The 26,020-nt window shown below is 43.8% G+C and carries 26 protein-coding genes; 5 read left to right on the top strand and 21 right to left on the bottom strand.

Annotation, left to right across the window (positions count from 1 at the left end; all coding sequences use genetic code 11):
* Window positions 1–39: 39 nt before the first annotated feature.
* The gene (locus tag E8Q33_RS07255) at window positions 40–1,170 is read right to left on the bottom strand and encodes a GNAT family N-acetyltransferase/peptidase C39 family protein (protein ID WP_136553858.1); all 1,131 of its coding nucleotides are present in this window, start codon (window positions 1,168–1,170) and stop codon (window positions 40–42) included.
* Window positions 1,154–2,224, bottom strand: a complete 1,071-nt coding sequence (locus E8Q33_RS07250) for a DUF2817 domain-containing protein (protein ID WP_136553857.1) — start codon at window positions 2,222–2,224, stop codon at window positions 1,154–1,156. Before E8Q33_RS07250 ends, E8Q33_RS07255 begins: the two co-directional genes overlap by 17 nt.
* A 167-nt stretch (window positions 2,225–2,391) precedes the next feature.
* Between E8Q33_RS07250 and E8Q33_RS07245 the strand changes: the two genes are divergently transcribed.
* Window positions 2,392–3,876, top strand: a complete 1,485-nt coding sequence (locus tag E8Q33_RS07245) for a RimK family protein (RefSeq protein ID WP_136553855.1) — start codon at window positions 2,392–2,394, stop codon at window positions 3,874–3,876.
* Between the two features lie 78 nt (window positions 3,877–3,954).
* On the opposite strand, the gene E8Q33_RS07240 is transcribed toward E8Q33_RS07245, so the two are convergent.
* Window positions 3,955–6,030: a TonB-dependent receptor gene (locus E8Q33_RS07240; RefSeq protein WP_136553854.1), complete on the bottom strand. Its 2,076-nt coding sequence runs from the start codon at window positions 6,028–6,030 to the stop codon at window positions 3,955–3,957.
* A 154-nt stretch (window positions 6,031–6,184) separates the two neighbouring features.
* Between E8Q33_RS07240 and E8Q33_RS07235 the strand changes: the two genes are divergently transcribed.
* Both E8Q33_RS07235 and E8Q33_RS07230 read left to right on the top strand, forming a co-directional pair.
* The gene (locus E8Q33_RS07235) at window positions 6,185–7,075 is read left to right on the top strand and encodes a DnaJ C-terminal domain-containing protein (RefSeq protein WP_069294799.1); all 891 of its coding nucleotides are present in this window, start codon (window positions 6,185–6,187) and stop codon (window positions 7,073–7,075) included.
* 144 nt (window positions 7,076–7,219) lie between these two features.
* Complete coding sequence (locus tag E8Q33_RS07230; RefSeq protein WP_136553852.1) at window positions 7,220–8,482, top strand: DegQ family serine endoprotease; 1,263 nt, start codon at window positions 7,220–7,222, stop codon at window positions 8,480–8,482.
* Window positions 8,483–8,532: 50 nt separating this feature from the next.
* On the opposite strand, the gene E8Q33_RS07225 is transcribed toward E8Q33_RS07230, so the two are convergent.
* A complete protein-coding gene (locus E8Q33_RS07225; RefSeq protein ID WP_136553850.1) occupies window positions 8,533–9,009 on the bottom strand; it encodes a nuclear transport factor 2 family protein in 477 nt (158 codons plus the stop codon).
* 103 nt (window positions 9,010–9,112) lie between these two features.
* Here E8Q33_RS07225 and E8Q33_RS07220 point away from each other — a divergent pair, with 103 nt between their 5' ends.
* Entirely contained in the window at window positions 9,113–9,604 is a 492-nt protein-coding gene (locus tag E8Q33_RS07220; RefSeq protein WP_247869965.1) for a TetR/AcrR family transcriptional regulator, read from the top strand.
* Between the two features lie 96 nt (window positions 9,605–9,700).
* On the opposite strand, the gene E8Q33_RS07215 is transcribed toward E8Q33_RS07220, so the two are convergent.
* From E8Q33_RS07215 to E8Q33_RS15605, 6 genes are all read right to left on the bottom strand, one after another.
* Window positions 9,701–10,636: a PstS family phosphate ABC transporter substrate-binding protein gene (locus E8Q33_RS07215; RefSeq protein WP_136553848.1), complete on the bottom strand. Its 936-nt coding sequence runs from the start codon at window positions 10,634–10,636 to the stop codon at window positions 9,701–9,703.
* A 24-nt stretch (window positions 10,637–10,660) separates the two neighbouring features.
* Window positions 10,661–10,882, bottom strand: a complete 222-nt coding sequence (locus E8Q33_RS07210; RefSeq protein ID WP_069294803.1) for a hypothetical protein — start codon at window positions 10,880–10,882, stop codon at window positions 10,661–10,663.
* A 29-nt stretch (window positions 10,883–10,911) separates the two neighbouring features.
* Window positions 10,912–12,072 (bottom strand): Na/Pi symporter, encoded by a 1,161-nt coding sequence (locus E8Q33_RS07205; protein WP_069294804.1) that lies wholly within the window; start codon window positions 12,070–12,072, stop codon window positions 10,912–10,914.
* A 339-nt stretch (window positions 12,073–12,411) separates the two neighbouring features.
* The gene (locus E8Q33_RS07200) at window positions 12,412–12,705 is read right to left on the bottom strand and encodes a hypothetical protein (protein ID WP_069294805.1); all 294 of its coding nucleotides are present in this window, start codon (window positions 12,703–12,705) and stop codon (window positions 12,412–12,414) included.
* A 32-nt stretch (window positions 12,706–12,737) separates the two neighbouring features.
* Window positions 12,738–14,045 (bottom strand): TonB-dependent siderophore receptor, encoded by a 1,308-nt coding sequence (locus E8Q33_RS15610; protein ID WP_211116118.1) that lies wholly within the window; start codon window positions 14,043–14,045, stop codon window positions 12,738–12,740.
* Complete coding sequence (locus E8Q33_RS15605) at window positions 14,024–14,929, bottom strand: TonB-dependent siderophore receptor (RefSeq protein ID WP_211116117.1); 906 nt, start codon at window positions 14,927–14,929, stop codon at window positions 14,024–14,026. Before E8Q33_RS15605 ends, E8Q33_RS15610 begins: the two co-directional genes overlap by 22 nt.
* Before the next feature lie 238 nt (window positions 14,930–15,167).
* On the opposite strand from E8Q33_RS15605, the gene bfr reads away from it, so the two are divergent.
* Window positions 15,168–15,647, top strand: a complete 480-nt coding sequence (bfr, locus tag E8Q33_RS07190) for a bacterioferritin (RefSeq protein ID WP_069294807.1) — start codon at window positions 15,168–15,170, stop codon at window positions 15,645–15,647.
* A 130-nt stretch (window positions 15,648–15,777) separates the two neighbouring features.
* On the opposite strand, the gene E8Q33_RS07185 is transcribed toward bfr, so the two are convergent.
* From E8Q33_RS07185 to atpB, 11 genes are all read right to left on the bottom strand, one after another.
* On the bottom strand, window positions 15,778–16,254 hold the full coding sequence (locus E8Q33_RS07185) for a cupin domain-containing protein (protein ID WP_069294808.1): 477 nt from the start codon (window positions 16,252–16,254) through the stop codon (window positions 15,778–15,780).
* Between the two features lie 1,018 nt (window positions 16,255–17,272).
* Window positions 17,273–17,968 carry a hypothetical protein gene (locus E8Q33_RS07180; protein ID WP_136553846.1) on the bottom strand — a complete coding sequence of 232 codons (696 nt, stop codon included), beginning with the start codon at window positions 17,966–17,968 and terminating at the stop codon, window positions 17,273–17,275.
* Window positions 17,969–17,984: 16 nt separating this feature from the next.
* The gene (glmU, locus tag E8Q33_RS07175; RefSeq protein ID WP_136553844.1) at window positions 17,985–19,346 is read right to left on the bottom strand and encodes a bifunctional UDP-N-acetylglucosamine diphosphorylase/glucosamine-1-phosphate N-acetyltransferase GlmU; all 1,362 of its coding nucleotides are present in this window, start codon (window positions 19,344–19,346) and stop codon (window positions 17,985–17,987) included.
* A gap of 95 nt (window positions 19,347–19,441) precedes the next feature.
* Window positions 19,442–19,864 carry a F0F1 ATP synthase subunit epsilon gene (locus tag E8Q33_RS07170; RefSeq protein WP_069294812.1) on the bottom strand — a complete coding sequence of 141 codons (423 nt, stop codon included), beginning with the start codon at window positions 19,862–19,864 and terminating at the stop codon, window positions 19,442–19,444.
* Between the two features lie 18 nt (window positions 19,865–19,882).
* A complete protein-coding gene (gene atpD, locus E8Q33_RS07165) occupies window positions 19,883–21,259 on the bottom strand; it encodes a F0F1 ATP synthase subunit beta (RefSeq protein WP_069294813.1) in 1,377 nt (458 codons plus the stop codon).
* 46 nt (window positions 21,260–21,305) lie between these two features.
* On the bottom strand, window positions 21,306–22,175 hold the full coding sequence (atpG, locus tag E8Q33_RS07160) for a F0F1 ATP synthase subunit gamma (RefSeq protein WP_136553842.1): 870 nt from the start codon (window positions 22,173–22,175) through the stop codon (window positions 21,306–21,308).
* Between the two features lie 14 nt (window positions 22,176–22,189).
* Complete coding sequence (gene atpA, locus E8Q33_RS07155; protein ID WP_069294815.1) at window positions 22,190–23,731, bottom strand: F0F1 ATP synthase subunit alpha; 1,542 nt, start codon at window positions 23,729–23,731, stop codon at window positions 22,190–22,192.
* Window positions 23,732–23,755: 24 nt separating this feature from the next.
* Window positions 23,756–24,286, bottom strand: a complete 531-nt coding sequence (locus E8Q33_RS07150; protein WP_136553840.1) for a F0F1 ATP synthase subunit delta — start codon at window positions 24,284–24,286, stop codon at window positions 23,756–23,758.
* A 12-nt stretch (window positions 24,287–24,298) separates the two neighbouring features.
* Window positions 24,299–24,769, bottom strand: coding sequence for a F0F1 ATP synthase subunit B (locus E8Q33_RS07145; RefSeq protein WP_069294817.1), 471 nt, complete (start codon window positions 24,767–24,769; stop codon window positions 24,299–24,301).
* A gap of 52 nt (window positions 24,770–24,821) precedes the next feature.
* The gene (gene atpE / locus E8Q33_RS07140) at window positions 24,822–25,055 is read right to left on the bottom strand and encodes a F0F1 ATP synthase subunit C (protein ID WP_069294818.1); all 234 of its coding nucleotides are present in this window, start codon (window positions 25,053–25,055) and stop codon (window positions 24,822–24,824) included.
* 59 nt (window positions 25,056–25,114) lie between these two features.
* Window positions 25,115–26,014, bottom strand: coding sequence for a F0F1 ATP synthase subunit A (gene atpB, locus E8Q33_RS07135; RefSeq protein ID WP_069294819.1), 900 nt, complete (start codon window positions 26,012–26,014; stop codon window positions 25,115–25,117).
* Window positions 26,015–26,020: the final 6 nt, after the last annotated feature.

The raw sequence follows: 26,020 nt of genomic DNA, 5'->3' as shown, positions 1-26,020 counted from the left end.
ACTCAAATGACAGATTAATTACATAGCAGTTCGTACAGATTATTTTGTCGAGTGCAAAATCACCGCCGCCTGATAGCGCGGCTTGCCGTAGCCCAACATGCGATTGAATTCTTTATGAGTCACTGGCACATAGAAGCTGTCAGTCAGGGTTTTGTCATCATCCCAATCAATATCCGGATCATGAAAATACACAAAGGTATCTGAAATGGATACCAAAACCACCCAATGCGGTGATTTGTTCTGATTGAGCCGGTAAGAGCTGATCAACACTACTGCCAGTGCTCCCTGGTTCAGATAGTCACGCAGTAAATTCACATCGATTTGCCGCATCTGCTGCTCGACTTCCGATGTTTCCAGTTGCTGCATAAAGTCTTGATGCACACATTCCATTACCGCTTTTTTATCTTCACTACGCACGCCATTTACAAACGGTACCTCGGCACTATTGGTTATCAATGTGGTTTTGAAATAACGTCGCCAAGCTGCCAAGGCCAGCCCCTGAGCACTACAACCACCATGCCCGGAGGTCATAAATATGGTCGTGGCTTCCCGCCAAAGCTGTAATTCCAGACCACGGTCCAGATGCATTACCGGTTGTAGCGTTTTCATCGCCATCATCAAACTGGCCGGGCCACAGGTAAAGTCCGTGCTTTGTGAATAATGAAATACCTGCTGATGCAGTTCTTCGGGTTGTGGCTGTAACACTTTCATCATGCGTAATGCGTTGGCATGATCTTCGTAGTAGTCACTGACAATTTCAAACTGGTGATAGCCAAGGCTTTCATAAAGCTTTATCGCACCAACATTATCTGGGCGTACTTCCAGACGAATAAAACTACGACCGGCCGTCAATGCTGCCTGCTCGGCTTCACGCATTAAAGCACGAGCAATTTTCTGATTGCGATATTCGGGTAAAACCGCCAGCGAGTATATGCGCCCCAACGAGGTGCCTCTGGCGTAAAGCAACAATACATATCCCATTATGTTTTGTTGTTGTTCGGCGACCAGTAACAAGGCGTTGGCCTTATTGATCATCCATTTAAAACTGCGACGAGATAGCTGATCGCTGTCAAAACAGATATTTTCAATCGCCAGCAGGGCATCTACATCCGCTAAAGTGGCCGCACGAAATGTTATCGAATCTGTCTGCTGTTTAGCTGCCATTTGCATTAGTGGTCAAACCCTCCAAAGCCATTTCGATGACTTGGCGTCCACGAAACAATACCAGCTCCTGCCACTGCGTTTCAGCAGGACAGAAAAAATCCTGCATCGCATGTTTGATATCCAATGTTTTCTGATCAGACCAGTCAATCTTGCCAGAATGTTGCAATTGCTGATCGGCAAAAAGCACGTTCAGCATTTGCTGATTACCAAAAGTGCCGAATTCCAATGTCAGAAAACACACATTGTCGCCTTGCTGGTGCCAGTAATAATCATGCAGACCGTGTTTAACACCTGAAGTTGATGTGCCCAGAGCAGGTTCGGTTACTGTCGCGCCAAATAATTCTCGTGCTTTTTTCTGTCCAGCCGTTTCAGGGGGATGATCGCAGATTAATTCACCGTAGCCATATGGTCCGAGTCCACTGTGAATATCAATAACAATGACATTATCGCGTTTGTCTGGTTTCAGTTGAGCGACCAGATCCTCAATCGTTTGTCGTGACCAGCTGGCTTTTTCACCGCCATAATAAAGTGCATCGGCCTTGCTGTATTGACCCTGGCTAAGTTTATCGAACTGTTCACGTTGCTCACCAATCAGTTCAATAGAATCGGTCTTTTTGCTCAGCTTATCCCAAATTGCCACGGCTTCAGTTGAGTCAGGCAACTTGGCATTAAAATCGACGAAGTTACGGTTGATATCAATGCCTTCATGGTCATTTCGGCTGGCGCAGGCGAATCCCCAAGGGTTTAAGGCATGCACCATCACCACACAAACATCGGCAGGTAAGCGTCGATGACGACCAACAAAATCAGATTGAATGGCAGAGCCGACGCCGCCTTCTACACCATGGATGCCGGACACCAACACTAAAACATTTTTTGCCTTGGGACTGCCGGCCCAGGCAATATCGCAGAACAAACGTTCGTTTTTAGGTCCACGAACGGGGTGGACAATATTGTTGACCCGTTCGACAATGGAGCTTGTTTCCACTGCTGATATGAACTTGTCTCGTGCACCAGCATAGCGTTGAGAAAACACACTCAGAACGGCTTCTGCATACATGACAACAACTCTCCTGTACTTAAATTTTCGGCGAAGAATAGGCGACTTTTATGATTTTGACCAGATAATCGGCGCAGTGGCAAAAATATTTATCACAACCATGACACAATCACTTTATGATGCACAAATCGTCTGGCTAACCTGAATCGGAGCACCGTTAAAGTCATATGACTAACCACTTGATAATTCTGGAAAATATCGAAGACTGGGCGCCTTATTTTCCCAGTGCACAAGTCATCGCAGTGGATGATTATCTGCAAACCCCATCTCATATCGCGAGCGGTCGTGCGCAAATTATTAACCTTTGTCACGGTCTGGAATACTTAAGTCCAGGCTACTACTGTTCAATGGTGGCCGAAGCACGCGGGCATCGGGTAATGCCGAGTCTGCGAACTATCAATGATCTGTCACGTAAAAGTCTCTATGCCTATGACTTGTCAGATTTTGGAACACAGCTTGATAAAGTCATTGCAGCCAGTGATAAGCAATCTGAAACCAGCTTTAATCTGAAAGTATTCTTTGGCCAGTGTGAATTTAAAGGCCTGCAAAAACTGGCAAGACAGATTTTCGAACAGTATCCCTGCCCGATCATTGAAATCGAATTCAGTCATAAAGGCCATTGGTTAATTTCTGCCATCAAAGCAGCCCCACTGAATCAGCTCAGTGATAGCGAACAGGATAACTTTGCCAATGCGCTGGATGCGTTTAGTCATAAACTATGGCGTAAACCATCTAAACGCCGACAGTATCGTTATGACATGGCGATTTTGCATAATCCAGATGAAAAAATGCCGCCCAGTGATGCCACAGCATTAAAACGCTTTATCTCCAGCGGCAAACGTATTGGCATTGATGTTGAACTGATAACCCCAAGAGACTATATCCGTATCGCTGAATATGACGCCCTGTTTATTCGCGAAACCACAGCGATTCATAACCACACTTATAAATTTGCCCGACGTGCAGAAAGCGAAGGCTTGGTGGTTATTGATGATCCCACCTCGATTATTCGCTGTACCAATAAGATTTATCTGAAAGAATTGCTGGAAAAGCATAATTTACCAATGCCGGAATCGCATCTTTTATATCGGAATGACAAAGTTGGATTGGAAAAAATCTGCACCGAAGCGACCTTTCCATTGGTGATGAAAATCCCTGATGGCGCGTTTTCTAAAGGTGTTATCAAGGTCAATAATGCCGATGAACTGCGCAGTAATGCCGCCGATTTTTTCCAGCAATCAGCGATCATTCTGTTACAGGAATTTATGTTTACTGATTATGACTGGCGCATCGGTGTGTTTAACAATAAACCGATCTACGCCTGTCAGTATTTTATGAGTAAGGGCCACTGGCAGATTTATAACCACAACACCAAAAAAGGCACTGATTCAGGTAAATCAGCTGCCGTACCTATTTCCGAAGTTCCGGAAAAAGTACTGAAAATTGCCATAAAAACAGCAAAATTGGTTGGAGATGGTCTTTACGGTATAGATATCAAGCAAAGTGGAAGTCGCGTGGTATTAATCGAAATCAACGATAATCCCAGCATTGAAAGCGGTGTTGAAGATGCTTATCTGGGACCCGCTCTTTACGACGATATAATGCGAGAGTTTTTACGCAGACTTGAAGCCAGAAAATCGCATCGTCAGTAAAACATCAGATTAAAAATATAAAAAAAGCGGTGGTTGATAACTCAACCACCGCTTTTTTGTTTGGAGCCTATCGTTTAATTAAAACGAGTAACTGGCACCAACATGCAAGCCGCGACGCTCGCCAACAAAGTAGCGATATTGCTGGCTAAAACCGTTAAAGTCTGCACGCTCAGCATAGTCAGTATCGAACAGATTATGTACGCGTCCATAAAGCGTTAAGCTCTCTGTAACGGCATGTGAAGCACGCAGATTGAATAAATCATGACCTTCATATTTTTTATCATTTGCATCATTAAGGTAATACTCACTCATATGCACCCATTCGAGTTCAGCACGACTTTTTGGCGTCACATTCCAACCTAAACGTATGTTACCCATACGTTTTGGTGCAGTAACCAGATAATTGCCTTTATCGATATTGCTAGTGGCTCTATCAAAGTCATATTCATGTTTGGCAAAAGTGACATTGGCACCGATATCAAACAATTCGTTGAAAGGATAAAAAACACCCAGTTCAATACCAGTATGCTTGGTCTTACCATCTGGGACGTTTATTTGAGTGCTGTCAGTAAAGAAATAATCTTTTTTCTTCATCTGATAGGCAGCAATTTCATATTGCAAACCAGCACCCACCCGACGGACACCGATCTCTACGCTATCAATTGTTTCAGAATCTGCAGCACCACCGGTCGCACCACGTTGTTGGATTCGATATAAATCGGTCGTTTGTGGAGCGCGATTACCACGAGCATAATTGATAAATGCAGCAGTATTGTCTGTCAATTCTTGCACCAGCCCCAGCTTTGGACTGAGATTACTGAAGGTATCTTTACCACTATCAGGACGTAAATAACGATTATTACCAGGTATCGTCTCAGAATCTGTGTTGTTGGTGTAATCGTATTTTGTATATTCATAACGAACACCGGCGGTTACACGAGTTTTATCCATGACTTGCCACTCACTATGAATGTATGGAGCTAGCACTGTCGAATCCACATCATAGTCATAATGCACCCCTTGGACAAAATCACTAGGATTCGGGCCAAAAAATACAGTTGGATTAAATTGCACTTCGGATAAATCGCCCTCTGTGTATTCAATATCAGTACCCACGATAATGGTATGACCGCCATCGAGCTCATGGGTTAATGCCGACAACAATCCCGCACTAGTATGTTTATTTTTTTCAACCGGTCGACCGGTTAAGAAATGCATTAAAAAATCCATTTCGGTATGACGCATATATGGTGTCAAACGAAATGAAGTTGTTTCATTAAGTTGGCGTTCCCATTCAGTTGATAAACGGAAAGCCTTTGCATTACGGTAGGCATCAATACCTGCCTCTTTATTAGGATTACTTCTTGCAAGACTGCCATCTTTGTACGCTTCAAAACCTTCAATGTAACCCGCTGTTTTCTGATTGAGATTGGTTGCACTGAAAATGGTTTTGAAACTGTCCTGATCGCCGTAATAGTCATGACGCAAAGTGATTTTTTGCTGATCATATCCGGCATCTTCAGCATAACCATTATCCGTTGTGCCGTTAACACTGACACGGTAGCCATGACGCCCAACTGTGTCACTGACGGTCCCTTTGAATTTGTATAAATCATGCGGGCCAACTGACAGATCAACTTGCCGTTCAAGGTTTAATGACGGCGCACGAGTTAACACATTCACCAGACCATGAACCGCATTGGAACCATAAAACGCACTGCCTGGGCCACGTACCACTTCAATGCCGCCAGCCTGTTCATAATTAGATTCAAACAAACCATTTACATTGGCAAAACCTGCCGCGCGCAATGGGATGCCGTCTTCCAAAAACAAAAATGAACCTGCACCAGCGCCACCGGTTAACACAGGAGAACGAATAGAGGTCAAATGTTCCTGACCATTACCCCGTTGAATATTGACACCACTGATACGATTAATCACTTCGGTGATGTGATCAGGACGTACCAGATCGATTTCTTCTTCTGAAATTTTGCCGGTATTGCCTGCTAATTCCAGAATGGGTGTACCAGAGCGAGTTCCGGTGACAACCAACTCGTCAAGAGATAAATCCTGATCTTCCTGAGCTTGAGCTGGCAAAGCAATATTCAAACTGGCTAACGCCATTAAGAGTGGCAACTTCCGTAAAGTCGGCATGAGCTATGATTCCTGAGCAATGTGTTGTAAAAAGATGACGCATTCTCTCATGTTGTGTTTTTGCAACACATCAGAAAAATCCTTAAATAACGTTGAAAAACGTCCTATCATCCCCATCTATTGACCCAGATCAATTTTAAATCCGAATGAGCCCATGGAATATAAAGACTATTACAAGATCCTCGGCGTAAGCCGCACCGCGACACCAGAGGAAATTAAAAAAGCCTATCGCACCCTGGCGCGTAAGTTTCATCCCGATGTCAGTAAAGAAGAAAATGCCGAAGAGAAGTTCAAAGAAGTCGGTGAAGCCTATGAGGTGCTGCGAGATAAAGAAAAGCGTGCTCAATACGATCAATTTGGTGGTCAGTTCCGCCATGGCCAATCGTTTTCTCCTCCACCAGGCTGGGAAGAAAACGTTGGCGGGTTTGGACAAGGTAACTTCAGCAGCTTTTTTGAAAACATGTTCGGTGGCATGGGCGGAATGGGTGGCGGCCGGAGTGATAATTTCTTTGCAAGAGGTGAAGATGTTAACGCCAAAATCACTATTTCATTAGAAGATGCGTTTAATGGTGCTAACAAGTCCATTCGTCGACCTGCGGGAGCCTCTCAGTCTGGTACCGTTAATGTGAAGATTCCTGCCGGTATTGAACCTGGTAAAAAAATTCGCTTAACCGGACAAGGTAAAGCCGGAATGAGCGGCAAACCCGGAGATTTATATCTGGAAATTCAGATTGCCCCGCATTCGCTTTATCGTCTCGAAGGTAGGGATGTTTATCTGGACCTGCCTATTGCCCCTTGGGAAGCCGCTTTAGGTGCCAAAATAACTGCGCCAACTTTAGCCGGAAAAATTAGTCTGAATATCCCGGCAGGTGCTAGAAGTGGTCAAAAAATGCGTTTGAAAGGACGAGGCCTGCCCGGCAAAACCGCTGGAGATCAGTTTGTCGTTTTACAAATCATAACGCCTCCGGCAACCACTGCTGAAGCTAAAAAGTTTTACCAAGAAATGGCTGAAAAATTACCCTTTAACCCTCGTGAGAACATTTGAAGCATTTGAGGAAAACAAGATGATGAACAAGCTAAAATCTGCTGTTGTCTGGTTAGCTGGTATTACACTTTTAACACAGGTTGCTGTTGCTGCACTGCCTTTCCCATGGCTCGGCGATGACAACCAAATGCCAACGTTGCACCAATGCTGGATCAATCCAAACCAGCTGTTGTTAATATTGCAACACGAAGCGAAGTGAGAATTCAGGATAACCCGTTATTAAACGATCCTTTTTTCCGGCGTTTTTTTAACCTACCTGAACAACAACAGCCTCGTACCCGTCAGGCGCAAAGCCTGGGAAGTGGCGTTATCGTAAATGCCAAAGAAGGTTTGGTATTAACCAACAATCACGTGATTCAACGTGCTGATGAAATTACTGTTTCACTGCATGATGGCCGTAGTTTCCAGGCTGAAGTGGTTGGTAGCGATCCAGCCACTGATGTTGCTGTAATTCGTATTCCTCCTGAAAACCTTACTGCTCTGCCCTTGGCGGATTCAGATAGCCTGCGTGTAGGGGACTTCGTTGTAGCAATTGGTAATCCCTTTGGACTCGGACAAACTGTGACTTCGGGAATTGTCAGTGCGTTGGGTCGTAGTGGTTTAGGTCTCGAAGGCTATGAAAACTTTATTCAAACTGATGCATCAATCAACCCAGGTAATTCGGGTGGTGCATTGGTGAATTTACGCGGCGAACTGGTCGGTATTAACACCGCCATTTTCTCACCGGGTCAAACCGGTAATATCGGAATTGGTTTTGCTATTCCTAGCAATTTGGTCAAACAAATCACCGATCAACTACTGGAACATGGGGAAGTACGCCGCGCTTATTTAGGTGTGCAAATGCAGGATATTACACCCGAACTTGCCCAAGCCTTTGGTATTGAAAAAAATCGTGGTGGTGCGGTTGTAACCAATGTGATCCCGGGCTCTGCTGCTGAAAAAGCCGGATTAAAAGTGGGTGATGTAGTGACAGCTGTTGACGGCGTTTCGCTGGTTAATGCCGATAATCTACGTAATACCATTGGACTGTTAATGGTTGGGCAAACTATCCAGTTGGAAATCATTCGTGATGGTAAAGCGCAAACCTTAACTGCTGAAGTAACAGAAGCTCAACGTAGCGCAGCAACTCAAACGGGTGAAGTGCACCCCAAACTAGCTGGAGCTACGTTTGGTGATATTGAACCAAGCTCACCGGCTTACGGCAAAGTTGAAGGTATTATGCTTTACTCCGTTCAACGTGGCAGCCCATCGTGGAATGCCGGTTTACGTAGCTATGACATCGTGACCTCAGTAAACCGCCAGCCGGTTAATAATCTGGAACAGTTCAAACAAATGGTCACTAATCAACCTGAACTATTATTAAATATCGTTCGGGAAAATCAGGCGATGTTCTTGTTACTGCGATAAATCAACTGGCGCGGAGTTTCAACTCCGCGCCCTGTAACATCTATATCGGCCTATAAACCCAACTCGCTCAGACCAGGATAATCATCTGGTCGTCTACCTAAAGGCCAGGTTAATTTCCGTTCACTTTCTTCAATCGCCAAATCATTAATACTGGCATAACGTTTTGTCATTAAACCGTTGTCATCAAACTCCCAGTTTTCATTGCCATATGATCGAAACCATTGGCCTTTCTCGTTATGCCATTCATAGGCAAAGCGCACTGCAATGCGATTATCAGTGAATGCCCAGAGCTCTTTTACCAATCGATATTCCAATTCGCTTTGCCATTTTTTCTGCAAAAACGTCTTTATTTGCTCTCGACCAACCGGAAACTCTGATCGATTACGCCATTCACTGTCAGTGGCATACGCTAAGGAGACTTTTTCCGGATCGCGACTATTCCAGCCATCTTCGGCCATGCGGACTTTCTGTTTTGCTGTCTCAATTGTAAACGGCGGAAATGGTTGTTTTTGTTCGGTTTGTAACATGATTTTCTTCTCCACCAACAAGGTATACAGATTTGTCTACCAGAAGAATAGACAGATCGGTATACCTCTGTCAAACTGACATGAAATTTTATGAGAAACCACCATGGATAAACGTCAGCAATTAATTCATAGCGCTTTTGAATTGTTTTATCGAAATGGCATTCATGCTGTGGGTATCAATCAGATTCTGCAAACAGCGGGAGTTGCCAAAAAAACGCTTTATCATCACTTTGCCAGCAAAGAGGAATTGATTGCGGCAGTGGTGGAATATCGTGATGAGAAATTTTACAGCTGGTTAGCATCACGCCTGGAACTGGTAAAACCGGGCTACGACGGACTCAATGAATTGTTTGATGCAGTGGATGATTGGATCAATAATCGTGTGGATTTACTATCAGATTTCCATGGCTGCTTTTTTATTAACACCTGTGCGGAATTTAATGATCCACAACAGCCGATATATCAACAATGCCAGCATCATAAAAAGAAAATTAATAGCTTAATTGAAAGACAGATCCGGGCTTTAGGAATACTTGAACCAGCGACTCATCATGTCACTGATTCCATCAGTCTATTAAAAGAAGGGCCATCGTAATGGCCCACGTACAAGGAGATTTAACTGCAGCAAACAAAGCAAAAGATATGGCCTGGATTGTGTTAGCCGCTTATCTGAGCTAGAAGTTCTAATTAATTATTTAAGCAATTGTTGGATATTCTCAGCATATTGCTCTTGGGTTAACGGCATGTAGCCGGTGAAATGTAGCCACGTCACAATGTTGGAAAAATAGTGTGTTAAAAACACCTTAAGATTAGCTTTATCCTCTAAAGACTGTTTATTAACATATAAAAACAGTGGTCTTGAAAACGGTGTGTATTGACCATTCGCAACTGTTTCAATCGAAGGATAAACAGGACCATTTCCATTATCAATCGGCACCAGCTTTAAAGTATCCCAATGACGGTGATAGCCGCCGATACCAAAAAATCCCAATGCATTTTTATCTTTGGCTATCTGTGCTGCTAAATATTCTTCATCTTCGCTGGCAACATAATCAGAACGACTTTCCCGAGTAACCCCGGTCACATGAGTGGTGAAGTAATCAAAGGTACCTGAATCCTGACCTCTGCCATACAACGACAACAGTTTATCTGGCCACTCCGATCTAACCTGATTCCAGTTTAAGATTTCGCCATCACTTTGTTTCGACCAGATGGTCTTTAATTCACTCATGGTCAGAGAATCAACCCAATCATTAGCCGAGTGCACAACAACCGCTAAGGCATCCTGAGCCAATGGGAGCTCGACATAATCAATCTGATTTTTTGCACATAAAGCAACTTCTTCGGCATTGATAGGCCTGGAAGCATTACTGACATCGCTTTTCCCTTCACAAAACAAACGAAAACCAGCATTTGTTCCTGAAAACTTCACCGAAATTTCGGTTTCCGGTTGCTGACGTATAAAACGTTTTGCAGCTTCAGTAGAGATCGGGAAAACCGTACTAGAACCATTAATAACAATGGTATTTTCTGTAATGCTGGTTTCTGATAGATCATCTCGCTGTGAACACCCAGCCAACATAACCAAAACAAGACCAGCAATCACGCTCACATATTGTTGTTTCACTGAGATTTACTCCGGCTCGTCGAGTTAGTCTTGCTTGGAATCTTTCAAGGATTGCTTCAAATCTTCCCAGAAAATTTTCAAACTGGTGAATTTGGTTTCAACAGCATCAAAATATTGTTCCAGCTCATCAATCTTTTCGTGCTGCTGTTCATCCATTTCACTTGGCATGCCTGCTTCAAGCTCTTCAATCGCATGCTTGAGTTCACGAATACGTACTTGTCTTTCCTGTGGTGTCAAATTGGACATGGCTTAAACCTCAAAATAATTTGTAATAATTAGAAGATCTGACTCAGGCCAATGATCAACAATGGAATCACAAAAAATACGCCACCTATATAGGCAACAACATACAGTTTGTTTTTCTGGGCATAAATAGCCAGTGTCTCAGCCATCTTGATGGGCAATTGGCGAAATACCGGCAGCACATATATCAACAATATCGCCATCACATTAAAAAACAGATGGACCAGCGCTATCTGTAAAGCGAGTTCAGCCGTTGGACCCGATATTGCTGTAGCAGCAAGTAATGCCGTGATGGTAGTACCGACATTTGCACCTAAGGTGAACGGATAAATCTGTTTAATCGAAAACACACCGGTACCCGCCAGAGGAACGATTAAGGCAGTTGTTGTAGAAGAGGATTGGACCAAAACAGTAATAATTGAACCGGAAGTCATGCCGGCAATCGGACCACGACCCACTGCCTTATGCAAAATGTCTTTTGCTTTGCCGACCATCACCTTACGCAGCAGTTTACCAATCGCTGAAACTACAAACAGAATTAATGCTATACCAATCACAATCAACGCAATGCCCGCCCAAACTTCTGGTAGCCAGCCTGTTATAAACTTCAATGCATCATCGGCAGGTGCCAGCAGAGTCTTCATGAAATTCATATTACTCATGCTGACGCTGGCATCTGAGATGAAAAATCCGGACATAAACTCAGCGGTATTCTGCAAGGGTTTAAACAAAAGCTCGAGGGGAAGCAATATTGCCACTGCAAGGATGTTGAAGCTATCGTGGACTGTGGCAGCAGCAAAGGCACGGCGGAATTCTTCACCGTTACGAACATGTCCCAAACTGACCAATGTACTGGTTAATGAGGTACCGATATTCGCGCCCATCACCATCGGGATAGCAATGCTTAAGGGTAAGCCACCAGCCACCATACCAACAATAATCGATGTCACGGTACTTGAGCTTTGAATCAATGCTGTAGCAACGATACCGATAATTAAAGCAATTACCGGGTTTGATGCAAAAGAGAATAATTCTTTGGCATTACTGGCTGTGGCCATTTTAAATCCACTGCCAATGGCCCCGACAGAGGCTAGCAATAGATAAATTAATGCTGCAACCATCAACCATGCCTGCCAATTCGATTGTGATGCCTGTGCGTTTAATGAAGGGTTTTGCTGGGTAATGGTAGACATGAGTGATCACTCTTATAGAAATTCACTCAAGCAATTTAATTATCTTCTATGACAGTTTGATGAATGATTCTCATTTATTAATTTGTATATCTGTTAAGCCTCGCGAATTGATATTCATAAAAGTTTTAAGATCTTGTTAATTTCTCAAGACTTACAAAGATTTACACAGCTTGAACCAAACTTACAGAAAAAAGGCCTAGTCTGATTTCCAGTGACAGGCCTTATAAAAAGAGGTAATGACAATGCAAAATTCAAAAATGACAAAAACAATTTTATTGCTCATGTTTTCATTATTTATCGTTGGTTTCTCAATTAATCAGGCAAGGGCTGATGTAAGAATTAATATTGGTTTAGGTTATCCCATCGGCTATATAGATCATCGTCACCATGGTTATATCGTGCATCACCATGCACCGGTTTATAGTTATAACCGACACCATTATCATCAACCAAAAAAATATTATTCAAAGCACAAACATCATCATCCAAAATCCTATCGTGGACATGGAAAACACCGTGACCATTATCGATATGAATCTCGAGGCCACCATCGTGATTACGGACATCGGAACCACCGTTATTATCGATAAGCAGCAGTCTCTCCCAACAAAGAAGCCATTTTCTGCTCAACATAAAAAAGCCCCTTTCGGGGCTTTCTTATTGAGTTAGAAGCTATAACGCACATTGGCAGCAACAGATCGGCGTTCGCCATAACCACAATCTCCTCCCTCATAACGACACCAGGAAATAAATTCTTCATCGGTCAGGTTTTTTGCATCTACTGTAAAGTCCCAATCTCCTATCGCATAGCCAATCATGGCGTCATATAGCATTTCGGATGGAATCTCAGGAGCGCCACTACCACCTACGACATCACCAATATATCGGACTCCAGCACCGACACGCCAATGATTACCCAAGTAGAGCTTATTCCACCAAGAACCTGTTTTCTCAGCCAAAGAGGACAGGCGGTCACCAGTACTATCATTTTTGGCATTTAAATCAGTATAAGCAAATTGAGTTTCAAAGCTCTGCCAGCGTTTATTGACTTGCAATTCCCAGCCATCAATCACGGAGCCCACCTGTTCAACACCACCGGGGGTTTGTCCCTGAACGATGCGATTGGTTTCGGTAATATCGAAATAGGCTAATGTCACTGCCAATGATTTATCGGGAGAGAGGTATTTAATACCAATTTCTTCCTGTTCACCCGTTGTTGGCTTTAAGGTATTGGCTGCTGAAGTACCGTCGGTGCCAAGATTCATACTAAATGCTTCAGAATAACTAATATATGGCGATAGTCCATTATCAAACCTGTACATCAGACCAATACGTCCGGTGGTTTCCTGTTCATCGCTGGTGGTATTGGGTCCAGTTACAGCAAGTTTGCGGTTTTTGGCGAAATCACGTCGTAAACCGGCAGATAAAACTACTTTTCCAATTTCAATATGATCTGCCAGATAGAAACCCACCTGTTGTATTTCATTATCATCGCGATCCACCGGATTAGCTAATGCTGCAGTATTTAAGTTTCCGTATTGCGGATCGTATAAATTGATTATTCCGCCACCAGTCGAATTAGAGATATAATTTTCTTCCTCCCACAATGCTTCTTGTCTATCCCAGCCGATAATGACGTTATGGCGAGTTATACCAAGATCAAATACCCCAGAAAGACGCGTATCAAGATTAAATATTCGAGTCTGCCGATCGGCCGTATGAATAGTTCGTGCAATATTACCTTCGGGCGAAACAACTGCCCCCACCCGAGCCCAATGTTCTCTGGTTTTAGTACTCGATTCTGTATATCGAGCAGTAGTGGAAAATGACCAATTATCATTGAATTTATGATCGAAAAAGAAGGTAAATTCCGTTTTCTCTCCATCATATCGATCCCAATCGGGCTCACCCACAAAGGTTTCAGAACCAACATATCCTAAAGGCCCACGATCTAGGGTTCCGGATTGTGGCAAAAATTGAGCAGAAACCTGGCCCTATTTTCCTGACGGTTTAACAAGAATGAAAACGTTGTATCTTCAGTTGGTTGCCAAGTAAGTGAAGGGGCGATTACATATCCATCATCTTTGACATGATCTACCTGAGTATCAGCATCACGTTGCAAACCAACAACTCTATAGAGCAGTTTGCCATCATCTGTCGCGGGTCCTGTAACATCAAATGCAATCTGCTTACGGTTATATGAACCATATTGTCCCCATATCTCACCTTGCTGCTTAGCCTTTGGTAATTTTGATACAGAGTTAATCACGCCGCCAAGATCTCCTTGTCCATATAGCATGGATGAGGGGCCTTTGAGCACCTCTATGCTTTCCAACGCATAAACATTGGTTCGAACACTGTTATAAGAACCATAAACCTGTCTTAAACCATCCAGGTAAAGTCCAGGAGAAATACCACGTACCTTGGCACTGTCAATTCGGGTATCTGCTCCAAATGCACCAGAGTAAACACCTGAAGTATATTGCAGAGCATCCTGGATATTTTTTGCACCAGTATCTTTCATGAAATCATCATCGATGATGGACATTGAGAATGGTTGGTCCATTATTGGCACATTCAATTTGCCTACATTCGGCTCTTTTTCCAGCTCGATATAACCTAACGCATCATTCGTAGTAGAAGTAACTTCAACGGTTGGCAAATCCAAAGACTTTTCTTCGGTCTCCTCAGCGATTGCATAAGGTGTAAATACAAACATAGCCAATATGGCCGGAGCACAAAACAGCCGGATTTTATGAACAGGTGGATACATTACAATTCCCAGATTATTTAAGTTAAAGCTAAATGATAGTGATTTAGATTTGCGTAATGTAAAGAAGTGTAACAAGCCTGTCAATTTATCGTGTTTATCTGGGGATAATTAATTGAGGATCGTAGGTTGAGTTGAATGCAATGAAACCAAATAAAACGCATCAATTTGAGATGTTGGGTTTCGTAAGCTCAACCCAACCTACACAAATCGGCACTGATATAAAAATTAATGCAAACCGTGACAAGACCACAGGCAGATGATGCAAGCTTGTTGCCATTAAAACACGCTCTGACCTAAACACGAGCAACAAAAGGAAACGCTTATGAAAGGTAGCCAAAAAGTCATTGATTTACTCAATAAACTACTTGCCGGTGAACTGACCGCAATGGATCAATATTTTATCCATTCCAGAATGTACGAAGATTGGGGCCTGACAAGGCTATATAACCGCATTTCGCATGAAATGCAGGATGAAACCCACCATGCTGATCTCATGATCAAACGCATTTTATTTCTCGAAGGCATGCCAGATCTGACACATCGCGAACCATTACATGTTGGGCACACCGTACCGGAAATGCTGCAAAACGACCTGAATCTGGAATACGCTGTGGTTGAAGCCTTGAGAGAAGGTATTGCCCTGTGTGAAGCAGAAGGCGATTACGAAACCCGCCAGATGTTGTTGAAACAATTGGAAGATACTGAGTTAGATCACACCCACTGGTTGGAACAACAGCTGGGCTTGATTGATAAAATGGGTTTAAGAAATTACCAGCAAGCCATGACACTGGCTGAAGCCTAAAAATTTCATTAATGACCGAATGGTAGGTTGAGCTGAATGCCATGAAACCCAACAATCATAATTATGATGCTGGGTTTCGCAGGTTCAACCCAACCTACCGTAAAACCATAGATCGGGGATAGCTGTAAGTTTAGTTTCTAGGATCATCCTCTGGATTAATGTAGGTAATATCCCACGGTCCTGTAGCGATCAATTCCACAATGGTTTCCTCTTCCGAAGTCCATACATAATGAGCATGCCCTGCTGGCAACACAAAGCTGTCACCTACATTCAACACCTCACCATTTTCCTTATCAAACGTCTCGCCCATGCCATTACCTAATTGGCCTTTCAACACGGTAATAACTTCGGTGTATGGATGCGTATGGGCTGGAATTGGATAATTTGGTGGGAATTTCAACCAGGCGATAAACACACCCGCTTTGGTCGGATCGCCGAGCAAAATAACGCTTTCAGCTCCTTTTGGCAGAATCGCCTCCGGCTGCCAATTTACCTCATCAGCACGAAATGACTGCATTTTCTCCGCCGTCATCCGCTCAATCAGGTCTTCTGCAAATGCCGTTGCCGTAAAACTAAATAACATTGAAATGATTAATAGAATTCTCACAATAATGTCCTTTTAAAAGTCGAAATGGAGATAAATCCATTGTTCTGGAAATCGTCCAATATTAGGCTTTGTGATAAAGACAGTTGCTCAGTATTAATCCGATTTTATATAGGAATTTTCCTGAAAAGATAATTGTGAATTTGGGTTAAAAATTTAGGTTGGGTTGAATGTAATGAAACTCTACAACTCAAGAAGTTATGTCTTAAAGGTTTCGCCCTATTGGGCGAGTTCATTTTCTTTGTTTGCCCAAAGAAAACGAACCAAAAGAAAAGGCACCCCTTGTGTTGGCCTTCGGCTTCACTGCGTTGCGTTTTTTGTCAGGGAGACTCACCAAACTCGCTGCGCTCAAACAGGTAAGTCTCTAATCCTGACAAAAAGCCGCTACTCGTCAACACAAAAGGGGGGGTTAGGGAATGGATGCAGGTTGGGCTGAATGAAATGAAGCCCAACAATCTTTTGTGTGAAATTCCAAACGTTGGGCTTCGCAAGCTCAGCACCAACCTACGAAAAGTGCTGATAACGCCCTTATGCGAAGCCGAGCATCGCAGATCAGTTTGGATCAAACATGACGAGTGTTTGAGCGCAGCGAGTTTTCGTCATGTTCCAAACTGATTGAGAAGCACAGGGAACCCGCAGGGCAAGCATGGGCTGCCTTTTGTTTGGTTCGTTTATTTTGGGCAAGCAAAATAAATGAACGCCCAGCGGCAGCGATAGAATTAAGAGATGGTCCCGATTGTTGGGTTTCGTTCCTCAACCCAACCTACCACGCTAATCTTTTGTATGACCCAAAACCATTTTCAGATAACTGAATTGAAAGGGACTGCTTTGACAAATTTAATTCCATGACTCTTAATAAACTCTGACGCACATAAGATCTTAAAAGTAATAATTCTTCATTTCCAATTTTTGATATATCACCTGTATGAACTAGTGAAGACCTAATGTCATATAACTTCTTCAAATCGGAGAATATCCTTCTTGATGAATTTATGTTCTTGCCAAGTAAAACGGCTCCCCCTCAAGATACTTTATTTCTTAACTCATTCTTACCATCATTAAATATTGCCTCCATTGCCATCATTAGAGATATAAACCCCAGATACGGGTGTGCCACTCTATACGACTCAGAAAAGTTATCTAATGCAAAGTTAATATATTTATGTTTAGTAAATATTGGACCTGATTGAAGAATTTCATTAATTATATGAATATTCTTTTTCTTAACTTTATAAACTTGTTTTTCACAAAACAAATTTTCTTCTTTTGCACAATACATTTCATAATGCGAATCTTCATAGCCATAAAATGCTTCATAGCATATTGCTATTGATCCATCATCGAAAAGTCTTAATTTTGTTAACATATCCTTTACTTCAAGCATAACTTTCGACTGGATATGATCAGTTTCTTGAAAATTTGTTAAAAAATTTTCACCCATTTTTTTACTGAAATGGGGCATTGGATATTCAGGTAAACACTTGCTTATTACATATACATTTTCTAATTGATAAATTGACCTACCATCTATCCCATAGCCCCACTCATTATCTAACCTTATCCAAGCTTCAACTTCAGGTAATGTTGTTAAATCACAATAAAGCTCAATGAATTTCTCAACCGGCCACTTTTCAATCTTGAAATCGCCAGTTAATTGCACATCCAATATCGTTCTATTAACGCAACCTATCAAGGCTAAATAACGAGCTTCATTCATATCTTATCTACGTCTATTATTTCTTAACCGGCCTAACCCACCCCTTAACCGTCTTCTGCTCCGACTTAGTCAACGTCAACGCATTAGCAGGTGCAGTCTTCCGAATAGTAGATCCCGCCCCAATCGTCGCCCCATCCTCAACAGTAACAGGTGCAACCAACTGCGTATCTGAACCAACAAACACCCGATCGCCAATCACCGTACGATGTTTATTCGCCCCATCATAGTTACAGGTAATAGTGCCTGCACCTATATTTACATCAGCCCCCATATCGGTATCGCCGATATAGCTAAGATGGTTGATCTTGGAACCCAGGCCGATGTTGGCATTTTTGATTTCAACGAAGTTACCGACTCTGGCTTTGGCAGCAAGCTTGCTGCCTGGACGTAGTCTGGCAAAAGGCCCTACTGAACAGTTAGTACCCACTTCGGCATTTTCAATAATGCTGTTGGGCAGTATTTCCGCCCCTTCATGGATGACGCTATTGATGATGATGCAGTTGGCACCGATGCTGACGTTATCGGCTATGCTGTTGATGCCTTCAAAAATGACGTTGATATCGATAGTGATATCCTGCCCTGCTTTGATATCACCGCGTATATCCACTCGTGCCGGATCTCGGAATGTGACACCTGACATCATTAAGTCAGTTGCTTTGAGTTGCTGATAATAACTTTCTACCTCGGCCAGCTGCACGCGATTATTGATACCGGCCACTTCCATTTCATCTTCACAGGTGACAGAGTTAATTTCGATACCTTGAGCAACCGCTTTGGCAATCAGATCAGTCAGGTAATACTCGCCTTGGGCATTATTGTTATCTAGCTGTGATAAGGCTTCGGTCAGCCACTTGGCTGGAATACACATAATGCCGGTATTGATTTCATTGATGAGTTTGATTTCTTCGTCGGCATCTTTTTCTTCGGTGATGCACAACATATTGTCTTCATAATCGCGAACAATACGGCCATAACCAGTGGGATCGTCCAATATTGCTGTCAGTACTTTCAGGCTGTTGTTGTCGCCTGATTCAATCAAATCCTGCAGCGTATCCGCTGTGATTAACGGTACATCACCGTATAACACCAACACCTGTTCACTGTTAACAAAACTGGCTTTGGCCTGCTCTACAGCGTGACCAGTGCCTTTCTGTTCATGCTGCATCACAACATCGATTTGCTGATTTTGCAGGTACGGCACGACTTCGTCTGCGCCATTACCACAGACCACGGCTAACTTGCTTGGAGAAAGCTGTTTAGCGGTATCAATAACATGCTGTAACAGGGGTTTGCCACCCAGGGTATGCATTACCTTGGGCTTGGCGGATTTCATGCGGGTGCCTTTACCGGCAGCGAGAATAATAATAGCCAGAGACATAAAAGATTCCTTGTATCAGCTCTGTAGTTTAGCAAAGACCTGCAAACAAAAAAGGCCGTCCGAAGACAGCCTTTTCTGGGTCATCACTTTCGTGATTAATGCTTACGTGTTTTACGTGCTCTTTCAATGGCGCGTAGCTGTGCCATTGCTTCTGCCAATTGTGCCTGGGCTTCAGCATATTCCATTTTTGTGGATTTATCTGCCAAGGCCTTTTCTGCACTGGCTTTTGCTTCTAACGCCGCCGCTTCATCTACATCGGCTGCGCGTAAAGCAGTATCGGCCAAAATAGTAACGATTTGTGGCTGAACTTCTAAAATGCCACCAGAGATATAAAACTGCTCTTCCTTACCATCTTTCAGCAAACGTACTTCACCCGCTTTTAAACGCGTTAGTAACGGAGCGTGACGTGGGTAAATACCCACCTCACCCTCTTGTGCCGAGGCAATTACCACTTCTGCTAATCCAGAATAAATGGATTCTTCAGCACTTACGATGTCAACATGAATTGTCATAGCCATCAGCTACCTCCCAAGAGATTAGTACTTTTTGGCTTTTTCAATCGCTTCGTCAATGGTGCCAACCATGTAGAACGCTTGTTCTGGCAGTGAATCATATTCGCCATCCAGAATGCCACGGAAACCAGCCAGAGTATCTTTCAGTGAAACGTATTTACCAGGTGCACCGGTGAATACTTCAGCAACGAAGAATGGCTGTGACATGAAACGCTGAATTTTACGAGCGCGTGATACAGACAGTTTGTCTTCTTCAGACAATTCATCCATACCCAGGATCGCAATAATATCTTTCAGTTCTTTATAACGTTGCAGCGTGTTTTGAACACCGCGAGCAATATCATAATGATCGTTACCAACAACCAACGGATCCAACTGACGTGATGTTGAATCTAACGGGTCAATCGCAGGGTAAATACCCAATTCAGCAATTGAACGTGACAATACAACAGTCGCGTCTAAGTGAGCGAAGGTGGTTGCAGGAGATGGGTCAGTCAAGTCATCCGCAGGTACGTATACCGCTTGGATAGATGTGATAGAACCGGTTTTGGTTGAGGTAATACGTTCTTGCAGTACACCCATTTCTTCGGCCAGTGTTGGCTGGTAACCTACCGCTGAAGGCATACGGCCTAACAGGGCTGATACTTCGGTACCGGCCAATGTGTAACGGTAAATGTTATCAACGAAGAACAATACGTCACGACCTTCATCACGGAAAAATTCCGCCATGGTCAAACCTGTCAACGCTACACGCAGACGGTTACCTGGTGGCTCATTCATCTGACCGTAAACCAACGATACTTTATCGATTACGTTTGAGTCTGTCATTTCGTGGTAGAAGTCGTTACCTTCACGAGTACGCTCACCTACACCAGCAAATACCGAGAAACCACTGTGCTCGATAGCGATGTTACGGATAAGCTCCATCATGTTGACGGTTTTACCTACACCGGCACCACCGAACAGACCGACTTTACCACCCTTAGCGAACGGGCAAACCAAGTCGATAACTTTGATACCAGTTTCCAGTAATTCGTTACTGGCAGACAGTTCATCAAATGCTGGTGCTTTACGGTGGATACCCCAACGCTCTTCTTCACCGATGTCGCCTTTCTCGTCGATTGGGTTACCCAATACGTCCATGATACGACCCAGAGTTTTCTGACCGACTGGAACGCTAATCGCTTTGCCAGTGTTGCTCACTGCCAGGCTGCGTTTCAGACCATCTGTGGTACCCATGGCGATTGTGCGAACAACACCATCACCCAGCTGCTGCTGAACTTCAAGTGTTAAACCGACTTCTTCAACCATCAAGGCATCGTAGACTTTTGGCAGACTGTCGCGGGGAAATTCCACGTCAACGACCGCACCGATAATTTGTACAATCTTTCCAGAGCTCATCTTGCTTCCTCTTTCAAATAAGTTCGGGCTGCTCAGCCCTTTTAATTCAGTTAGACCGCAGCGCACCCGCAACAATCTCAGAGATTTCCTGTGTAATCGCAGCCTGGCGAGCTTTGTTGTAAACCAGTTGCAGGTCATCAATAAGATCGCCGGCATTGTCAGACGCATTTTTCATCGCAATCATGCGTGATGCTTGCTCAGATGCAATGTTTTCAACAACACCTTGATAAACCACTGATTCGATGTAGCGGACCAGCAAATCATCCAAAACTTCTTTCGCATCCGGCTCATAAATGTAATCCCAATGAGCAAGCAAATCCTGACTTGGCTCAACTGAGCTTACAGGCAACAAACGAATAAATTTGTCTTCCTGCGTCATAGTGTTCACAAACTGGTTATATACAAGGTACAGACTATCGATATGACCAGACTCAAAGGCATCCAACATCACCTTAATCGAACCAATCAACTCATGTACACGAGGTGCGTCACCCAATTGCGTGACTTGTGCAACCATATTTACTGGCAAGCGGCTAAAAAACGCAGAAGCTTTTTGTCCAATTGCACAAATATCTACTTGCAGCCCGGCATCTGATTTTGTTTTGATTTCATGCAGTACTTCTTTGAACAAATTGTTGTTCAATCCACCACACAAACCACGGTCAGAAGAAACGATTATGTAACCAACGCGTTGCGTTTCCTGACGGTCCTGCAAATACACATGTTTGTATTCCGGGTTGGCATGCGCCAAATGCTGGATGACATTTAAGATCTTGTCAGCATATGGACGCGTTGCCGCCATGCGTTCTTGAGCTTTACGCATTTTACTGGCAGCCACCATTTCCATCGCAGAGGTGATCTTCTGCGTGCTTTTAATGCTTGCTATCTGTGTGCGTATCTCTTTACCGCTAGCCATGAATTATGCCTCGCTTACCAGCTGCCGTTGGCTTTGAATTTTTCAATCGCGCTGCGCATTTGGCCAGCGATATTGTCATCAAAATTACCAGTGGTGTTGATAGTGTTCATCAGGTCAGCATGCTGTGAACGCATGGTTGACAACAGTGACGCTTCAAATGAACCGACTTTGCTAACGTCAACATCATCCAGGAAGCCTTCGTTGGCTGAGAACAATGAGATCGCCATTTCAGCAATTGATAATGGCTGATATTGCTTTTGCTTCATCAATTCTGTGACACGTTGACCACGGCTGATTTGTGCACGAGTCGCTTCATCAAGGTCAGAAGCAAACTGAGCAAATGCTGCCAATTCACGGTACTGAGCCAAATCAAGACGTACACCACCACCAAGTTTCTTGATGATTTTAGTTTGAGCAGCACCACCAACACGTGATACCGACAGACCGGCGTTAATCGCAGGACGGATACCAGCGTTAAACAAGTCAGTTTCCAAGAAGATCTGACCGTCTGTAATCGAAATTACGTTAGTTGGTACGAATGCAGATACGTCACCAGCTTGGGTTTCGATGATTGGCAACGCAGTTAAAGAACCCGTTTTGCCTTTCACTTCACCGTTGGTGAATTTTTCTACGTAATCTTCGTTTACACGAGCTGCACGTTCCAGCAAGCGTGAGTGAAGATAGAAAACGTCACCAGGATAAGCTTCACGACCTGGTGGACGACGTAACAACAATGACACTTGGCGGTAAGCCCAGGCTTGTTTGGTTAAGTCATCATAGATAATCAGTGCATCTTCACCTTTATCACGGAAGTATTCGCCCATTGAGCAACCCGCGTAAGGAGCAATAAATTGCAATGCAGCTGAATCAGAAGCAGAGGCAGCAACGATGATGGTGTGACCCAACGCATCGTGTTCTTCAAGTTTACGAACAACGTTCGCGATAGAAGAAGCTTTTTGACCAATTGCAACATAGATACATTTAACGCCTGTACCTTTTTGATTGATGATGGCATCAACTGCGATAGCGGTTTTACCTGTTTGACGGTCACCGATAATCAACTCACGCTGACCACGACCTACTGGAATCATCGCATCGATAGATTTCAGACCAGTTTGCAGTGGTTGGTCGACTGATTTACGCGCGATAACGCCGGGTGCGACTTTCTCAATTGGAGAAGTACCGCTGGCCTGGATATCGCCTTTACCGTCAATTGGTTTACCCAATGAGTCAACAACACGTCCCAACAGGCCTTCACCTACTGGTACTTCCAGAATACGACCAGTACATTTGACTTTGTCGCCTTCCGAAATGTGTTGGTAAGCACCTAAAACAACGGCACCGACTGAGTCACGTTCCAAGTTAAGGGCCATACCGAAAGTGTTGCCTGGAAACTCAAGCATTTCCCCGGACATGACATCGGCAAGACCATGAATACGCACGATACCATCGGTTACACCGACTACGGTGCCTTCTGTTCGTGCTTCAGTAGCCCCGTCAAAGCTTTCAATTCGCTTTTTAATCAGGTCACTGATTTCTGCTGAATTCAGTTGCATCTCTGTTTCCTCTTTACGGGCCGCTTAGCTTATCGCGCTGGCCAGTCTGTTCAATTTACCTAAGGCAGATCCATCGATTACCAGATCGCCTGCCCGAATGATTGCGCCGCCCAGCAGACTTTCATCCACACTCTCGCTGAGCGTAATTTCTTTGCCTAAACGTTTTTTCAGTGCTGCAGCAATCTTGCTTTTTTGCTCATCGGTCAATGGACGCGCAGTGATCACATCTGCAAACAGTTTTTGTTCCGCATCGGCGCGTAACTGTTCATATAGCTCAGCAATTTCAGGCAACAGCATCAGTCGATTGTTTTCTGCCAATAACAGCAGAAAGCCACGAGCATCCGCATTCAACTCACCTGTAATACCAGCCAGGAAATCAACTGCTTGCTGATCACTGACGGCAGGGTTATCCAGAATTGCCTGAATTTCACTGCTTTCAGCACATTGAGCCAAAACTGCGAGCAGCTCAGACCATGTCTGCATGTCACCTTTTTCTTGTGCTATCGCAAATACGGCTGATGCGTAGGGGCGAGCGATGGTTATTGATTCTGCCATCCTATGATTCCTCTAGATTTGGCTGACTAACTCATCGAGCAGATCACTGTGGGCTTTATCATCAATCTCACGACTAAGGATTTTGCCAGCACCGGCCAGTGCAACTGCACCGACTTGAACTCTCAGTTCATCACGAGCACGATTAGCTTCTTGCTCAATTTCCGCACGAGCAGATGACACAATTCGCTCACCTTCAATACGTGCAGTACCTTTAGCTTCGTCGACAATTTCATTTCCACGACGTTGTGCCTGGGAAACGATTTCGCTTGCCTGATCTTTGGCTTCGTGAATCACTTGTTGAGCACGCTTCTCTGCCAGTTCCTGTTCATGTCTGCCACGTTCTGCAGCAGCCAGGCCATCAGCAATTTTCTTTTTACGCTCATCAAGCGCCTGCATAATCGGTGGCCATACATATTTCATGCAAAAGCCAACAAAAAACAGGAACGCAATTGCTTGACCTATCAAGGTTGCATTGATATTCATGCCTGTACCTCTTTGTTATCGCAATGGTTTGTAGTAGTTAATGTTTAAACTATTAAACCGCTACTGCGAACAACACGTACATTGCCAAACCAACAGAAATCATTGGCACCGCGTCAAGCAGACCTGCAACCAAGAAGAATTGCGTACGTAATACTGGTACTAATTCTGGTTGACGTGCAGCGGCTTCAAGAAAACGTCCACCCAGCAAACCGATACCTAAAGCGGCACCCAGTGCGCCCAGACCAGCCATTAAAGCACCTGCAATTAAGATTAAACCTAGTTCCATTTCTTTCTCCTAAAACTTCTTTGATAAATAAAAAGTAAAACTAAAAACCACTCAAAAAATTAGTGATGTTCCTGATGTGCCATATCCAGATATACAACCGTCAGCACCATAAAGATGAATGCTTGCAAAGTAATAATCAGGATATGGAAAATTGCCCAGCCAACTTGTAACAGCGCGCCCAGTGAGCCAATAACCAGACCGGCACTATACATAGTGGCGATCAGGATGAAGATCATTTCACCGGCGTAAAGGTTACCGAATAAACGCATTGCTAATGAGAAGGGTTTTGCCAGCAGTGTTACGACTTCCAGCACAAAGTTGAACGGCAGCATTTTCTTGCCAAATGGCTGGAAAGCAAGCTCTCCAAAGAATCCACCTAAGCCTTTAATCTTGATACTAAAGAAGATGATCAGTAACAACACGGTCAACGCCATACCTAGCGGTGCATTGATGTCAGTTGTTGGTACGATTTTGAAATATACGTCGTGAGGATCGACGCCGAAGAGGAAAGAACCAGTGTGTGCAGCGATTTGAGGGAAAACATCGACCGGCACAAGGTCCATCAGATTCATTAAGAAGACCCAGACAAAAATGGTCAAAGCGAGTGGGGCGACAAAGGTGGTTTTGCCACCTGAGAATGATCCACGAACGGTGGTGTCAATAAATTCAATAATTAATTCGGCGAAGTTTTGCATCGGGGTTGGAACGCCGGCAGAAACTTTTTTGGCAACGCTGCGGAAGAACCACATCATCAGCACGCCAAGCATGATGGACATAAACATGGTGTCTACGTGAATCGACCAGAACCCCATCTGTGATGCTTCACCAGATGATAAGGCAAAACCCCAATCGCCAGTTGGCACCCAAACACCTGGTTCAATCTCTTCATGTTTCCGACCAAAGGCCAGATTCTGTAGATGGTGCTTGATATGTGATGATACTGTTAGCTCTTCTGCCATGATTTA

It is taken from the genome of Methylophaga sp. SB9B (genome assembly GCF_004832235.1).
GTDB classification, from domain to species: Bacteria; Pseudomonadota; Gammaproteobacteria; order Nitrosococcales; family Methylophagaceae; genus Methylophaga; species Methylophaga muralis.
Note: the sequence above shows the minus strand (reverse complement) of the source record. Positions and strands in the feature narration are given on the sequence as shown.

What these genes read in the sequence shown, in the direction of transcription:
- E8Q33_RS07255 (WP_136553858.1), bottom strand. Translation starts at nt 1,170, where the DNA reads ATGCAAATGGCAGCTAAACAGCAGACAGATTCGATAACATTTCGTGCG.
- E8Q33_RS07250 (WP_136553857.1), bottom strand. Translation starts at nt 2,224, where the DNA reads ATGTATGCAGAAGCCGTTCTGAGTGTGTTTTCTCAACGCTATGCTGGT.
- E8Q33_RS07245 (WP_136553855.1), top strand. Translation starts at nt 2,392, where the DNA reads ATGACTAACCACTTGATAATTCTGGAAAATATCGAAGACTGGGCGCCT.
- E8Q33_RS07240 (WP_136553854.1), bottom strand. Translation starts at nt 6,030, where the DNA reads ATGCCGACTTTACGGAAGTTGCCACTCTTAATGGCGTTAGCCAGTTTG.
- E8Q33_RS07235 (WP_069294799.1), top strand. Translation starts at nt 6,185, where the DNA reads ATGGAATATAAAGACTATTACAAGATCCTCGGCGTAAGCCGCACCGCG.
- E8Q33_RS07230 (WP_136553852.1), top strand. Translation starts at nt 7,220, where the DNA reads ATGCTGGATCAATCCAAACCAGCTGTTGTTAATATTGCAACACGAAGC.
- E8Q33_RS07225 (WP_136553850.1), bottom strand. Translation starts at nt 9,009, where the DNA reads ATGTTACAAACCGAACAAAAACAACCATTTCCGCCGTTTACAATTGAG.
- E8Q33_RS07220 (WP_247869965.1), top strand. Translation starts at nt 9,113, where the DNA reads ATGGATAAACGTCAGCAATTAATTCATAGCGCTTTTGAATTGTTTTAT.
- E8Q33_RS07210 (WP_069294803.1), bottom strand. Translation starts at nt 10,882, where the DNA reads ATGTCCAATTTGACACCACAGGAAAGACAAGTACGTATTCGTGAACTC.
- E8Q33_RS07205 (WP_069294804.1), bottom strand. Translation starts at nt 12,072, where the DNA reads ATGTCTACCATTACCCAGCAAAACCCTTCATTAAACGCACAGGCATCA.
- E8Q33_RS07200 (WP_069294805.1), bottom strand. Translation starts at nt 12,705, where the DNA reads ATGTTGAGCAGAAAATGGCTTCTTTGTTGGGAGAGACTGCTGCTTATC.
- bfr (WP_069294807.1), top strand. Translation starts at nt 15,168, where the DNA reads ATGAAAGGTAGCCAAAAAGTCATTGATTTACTCAATAAACTACTTGCC.
- E8Q33_RS07180 (WP_136553846.1), bottom strand. Translation starts at nt 17,968, where the DNA reads ATGAATGAAGCTCGTTATTTAGCCTTGATAGGTTGCGTTAATAGAACG.
- glmU (WP_136553844.1), bottom strand. Translation starts at nt 19,346, where the DNA reads ATGTCTCTGGCTATTATTATTCTCGCTGCCGGTAAAGGCACCCGCATG.
- E8Q33_RS07170 (WP_069294812.1), bottom strand. Translation starts at nt 19,864, where the DNA reads ATGGCTATGACAATTCATGTTGACATCGTAAGTGCTGAAGAATCCATT.
- atpD (WP_069294813.1), bottom strand. Translation starts at nt 21,259, where the DNA reads ATGAGCTCTGGAAAGATTGTACAAATTATCGGTGCGGTCGTTGACGTG.
- atpG (WP_136553842.1), bottom strand. Translation starts at nt 22,175, where the DNA reads ATGGCTAGCGGTAAAGAGATACGCACACAGATAGCAAGCATTAAAAGC.
- atpA (WP_069294815.1), bottom strand. Translation starts at nt 23,731, where the DNA reads ATGCAACTGAATTCAGCAGAAATCAGTGACCTGATTAAAAAGCGAATT.
- E8Q33_RS07150 (WP_136553840.1), bottom strand. Translation starts at nt 24,286, where the DNA reads ATGGCAGAATCAATAACCATCGCTCGCCCCTACGCATCAGCCGTATTT.
- E8Q33_RS07145 (WP_069294817.1), bottom strand. Translation starts at nt 24,769, where the DNA reads ATGAATATCAATGCAACCTTGATAGGTCAAGCAATTGCGTTCCTGTTT.
- atpE (WP_069294818.1), bottom strand. Translation starts at nt 25,055, where the DNA reads ATGGAACTAGGTTTAATCTTAATTGCAGGTGCTTTAATGGCTGGTCTG.
- atpB (WP_069294819.1), bottom strand. Translation starts at nt 26,014, where the DNA reads ATGGCAGAAGAGCTAACAGTATCATCACATATCAAGCACCATCTACAG.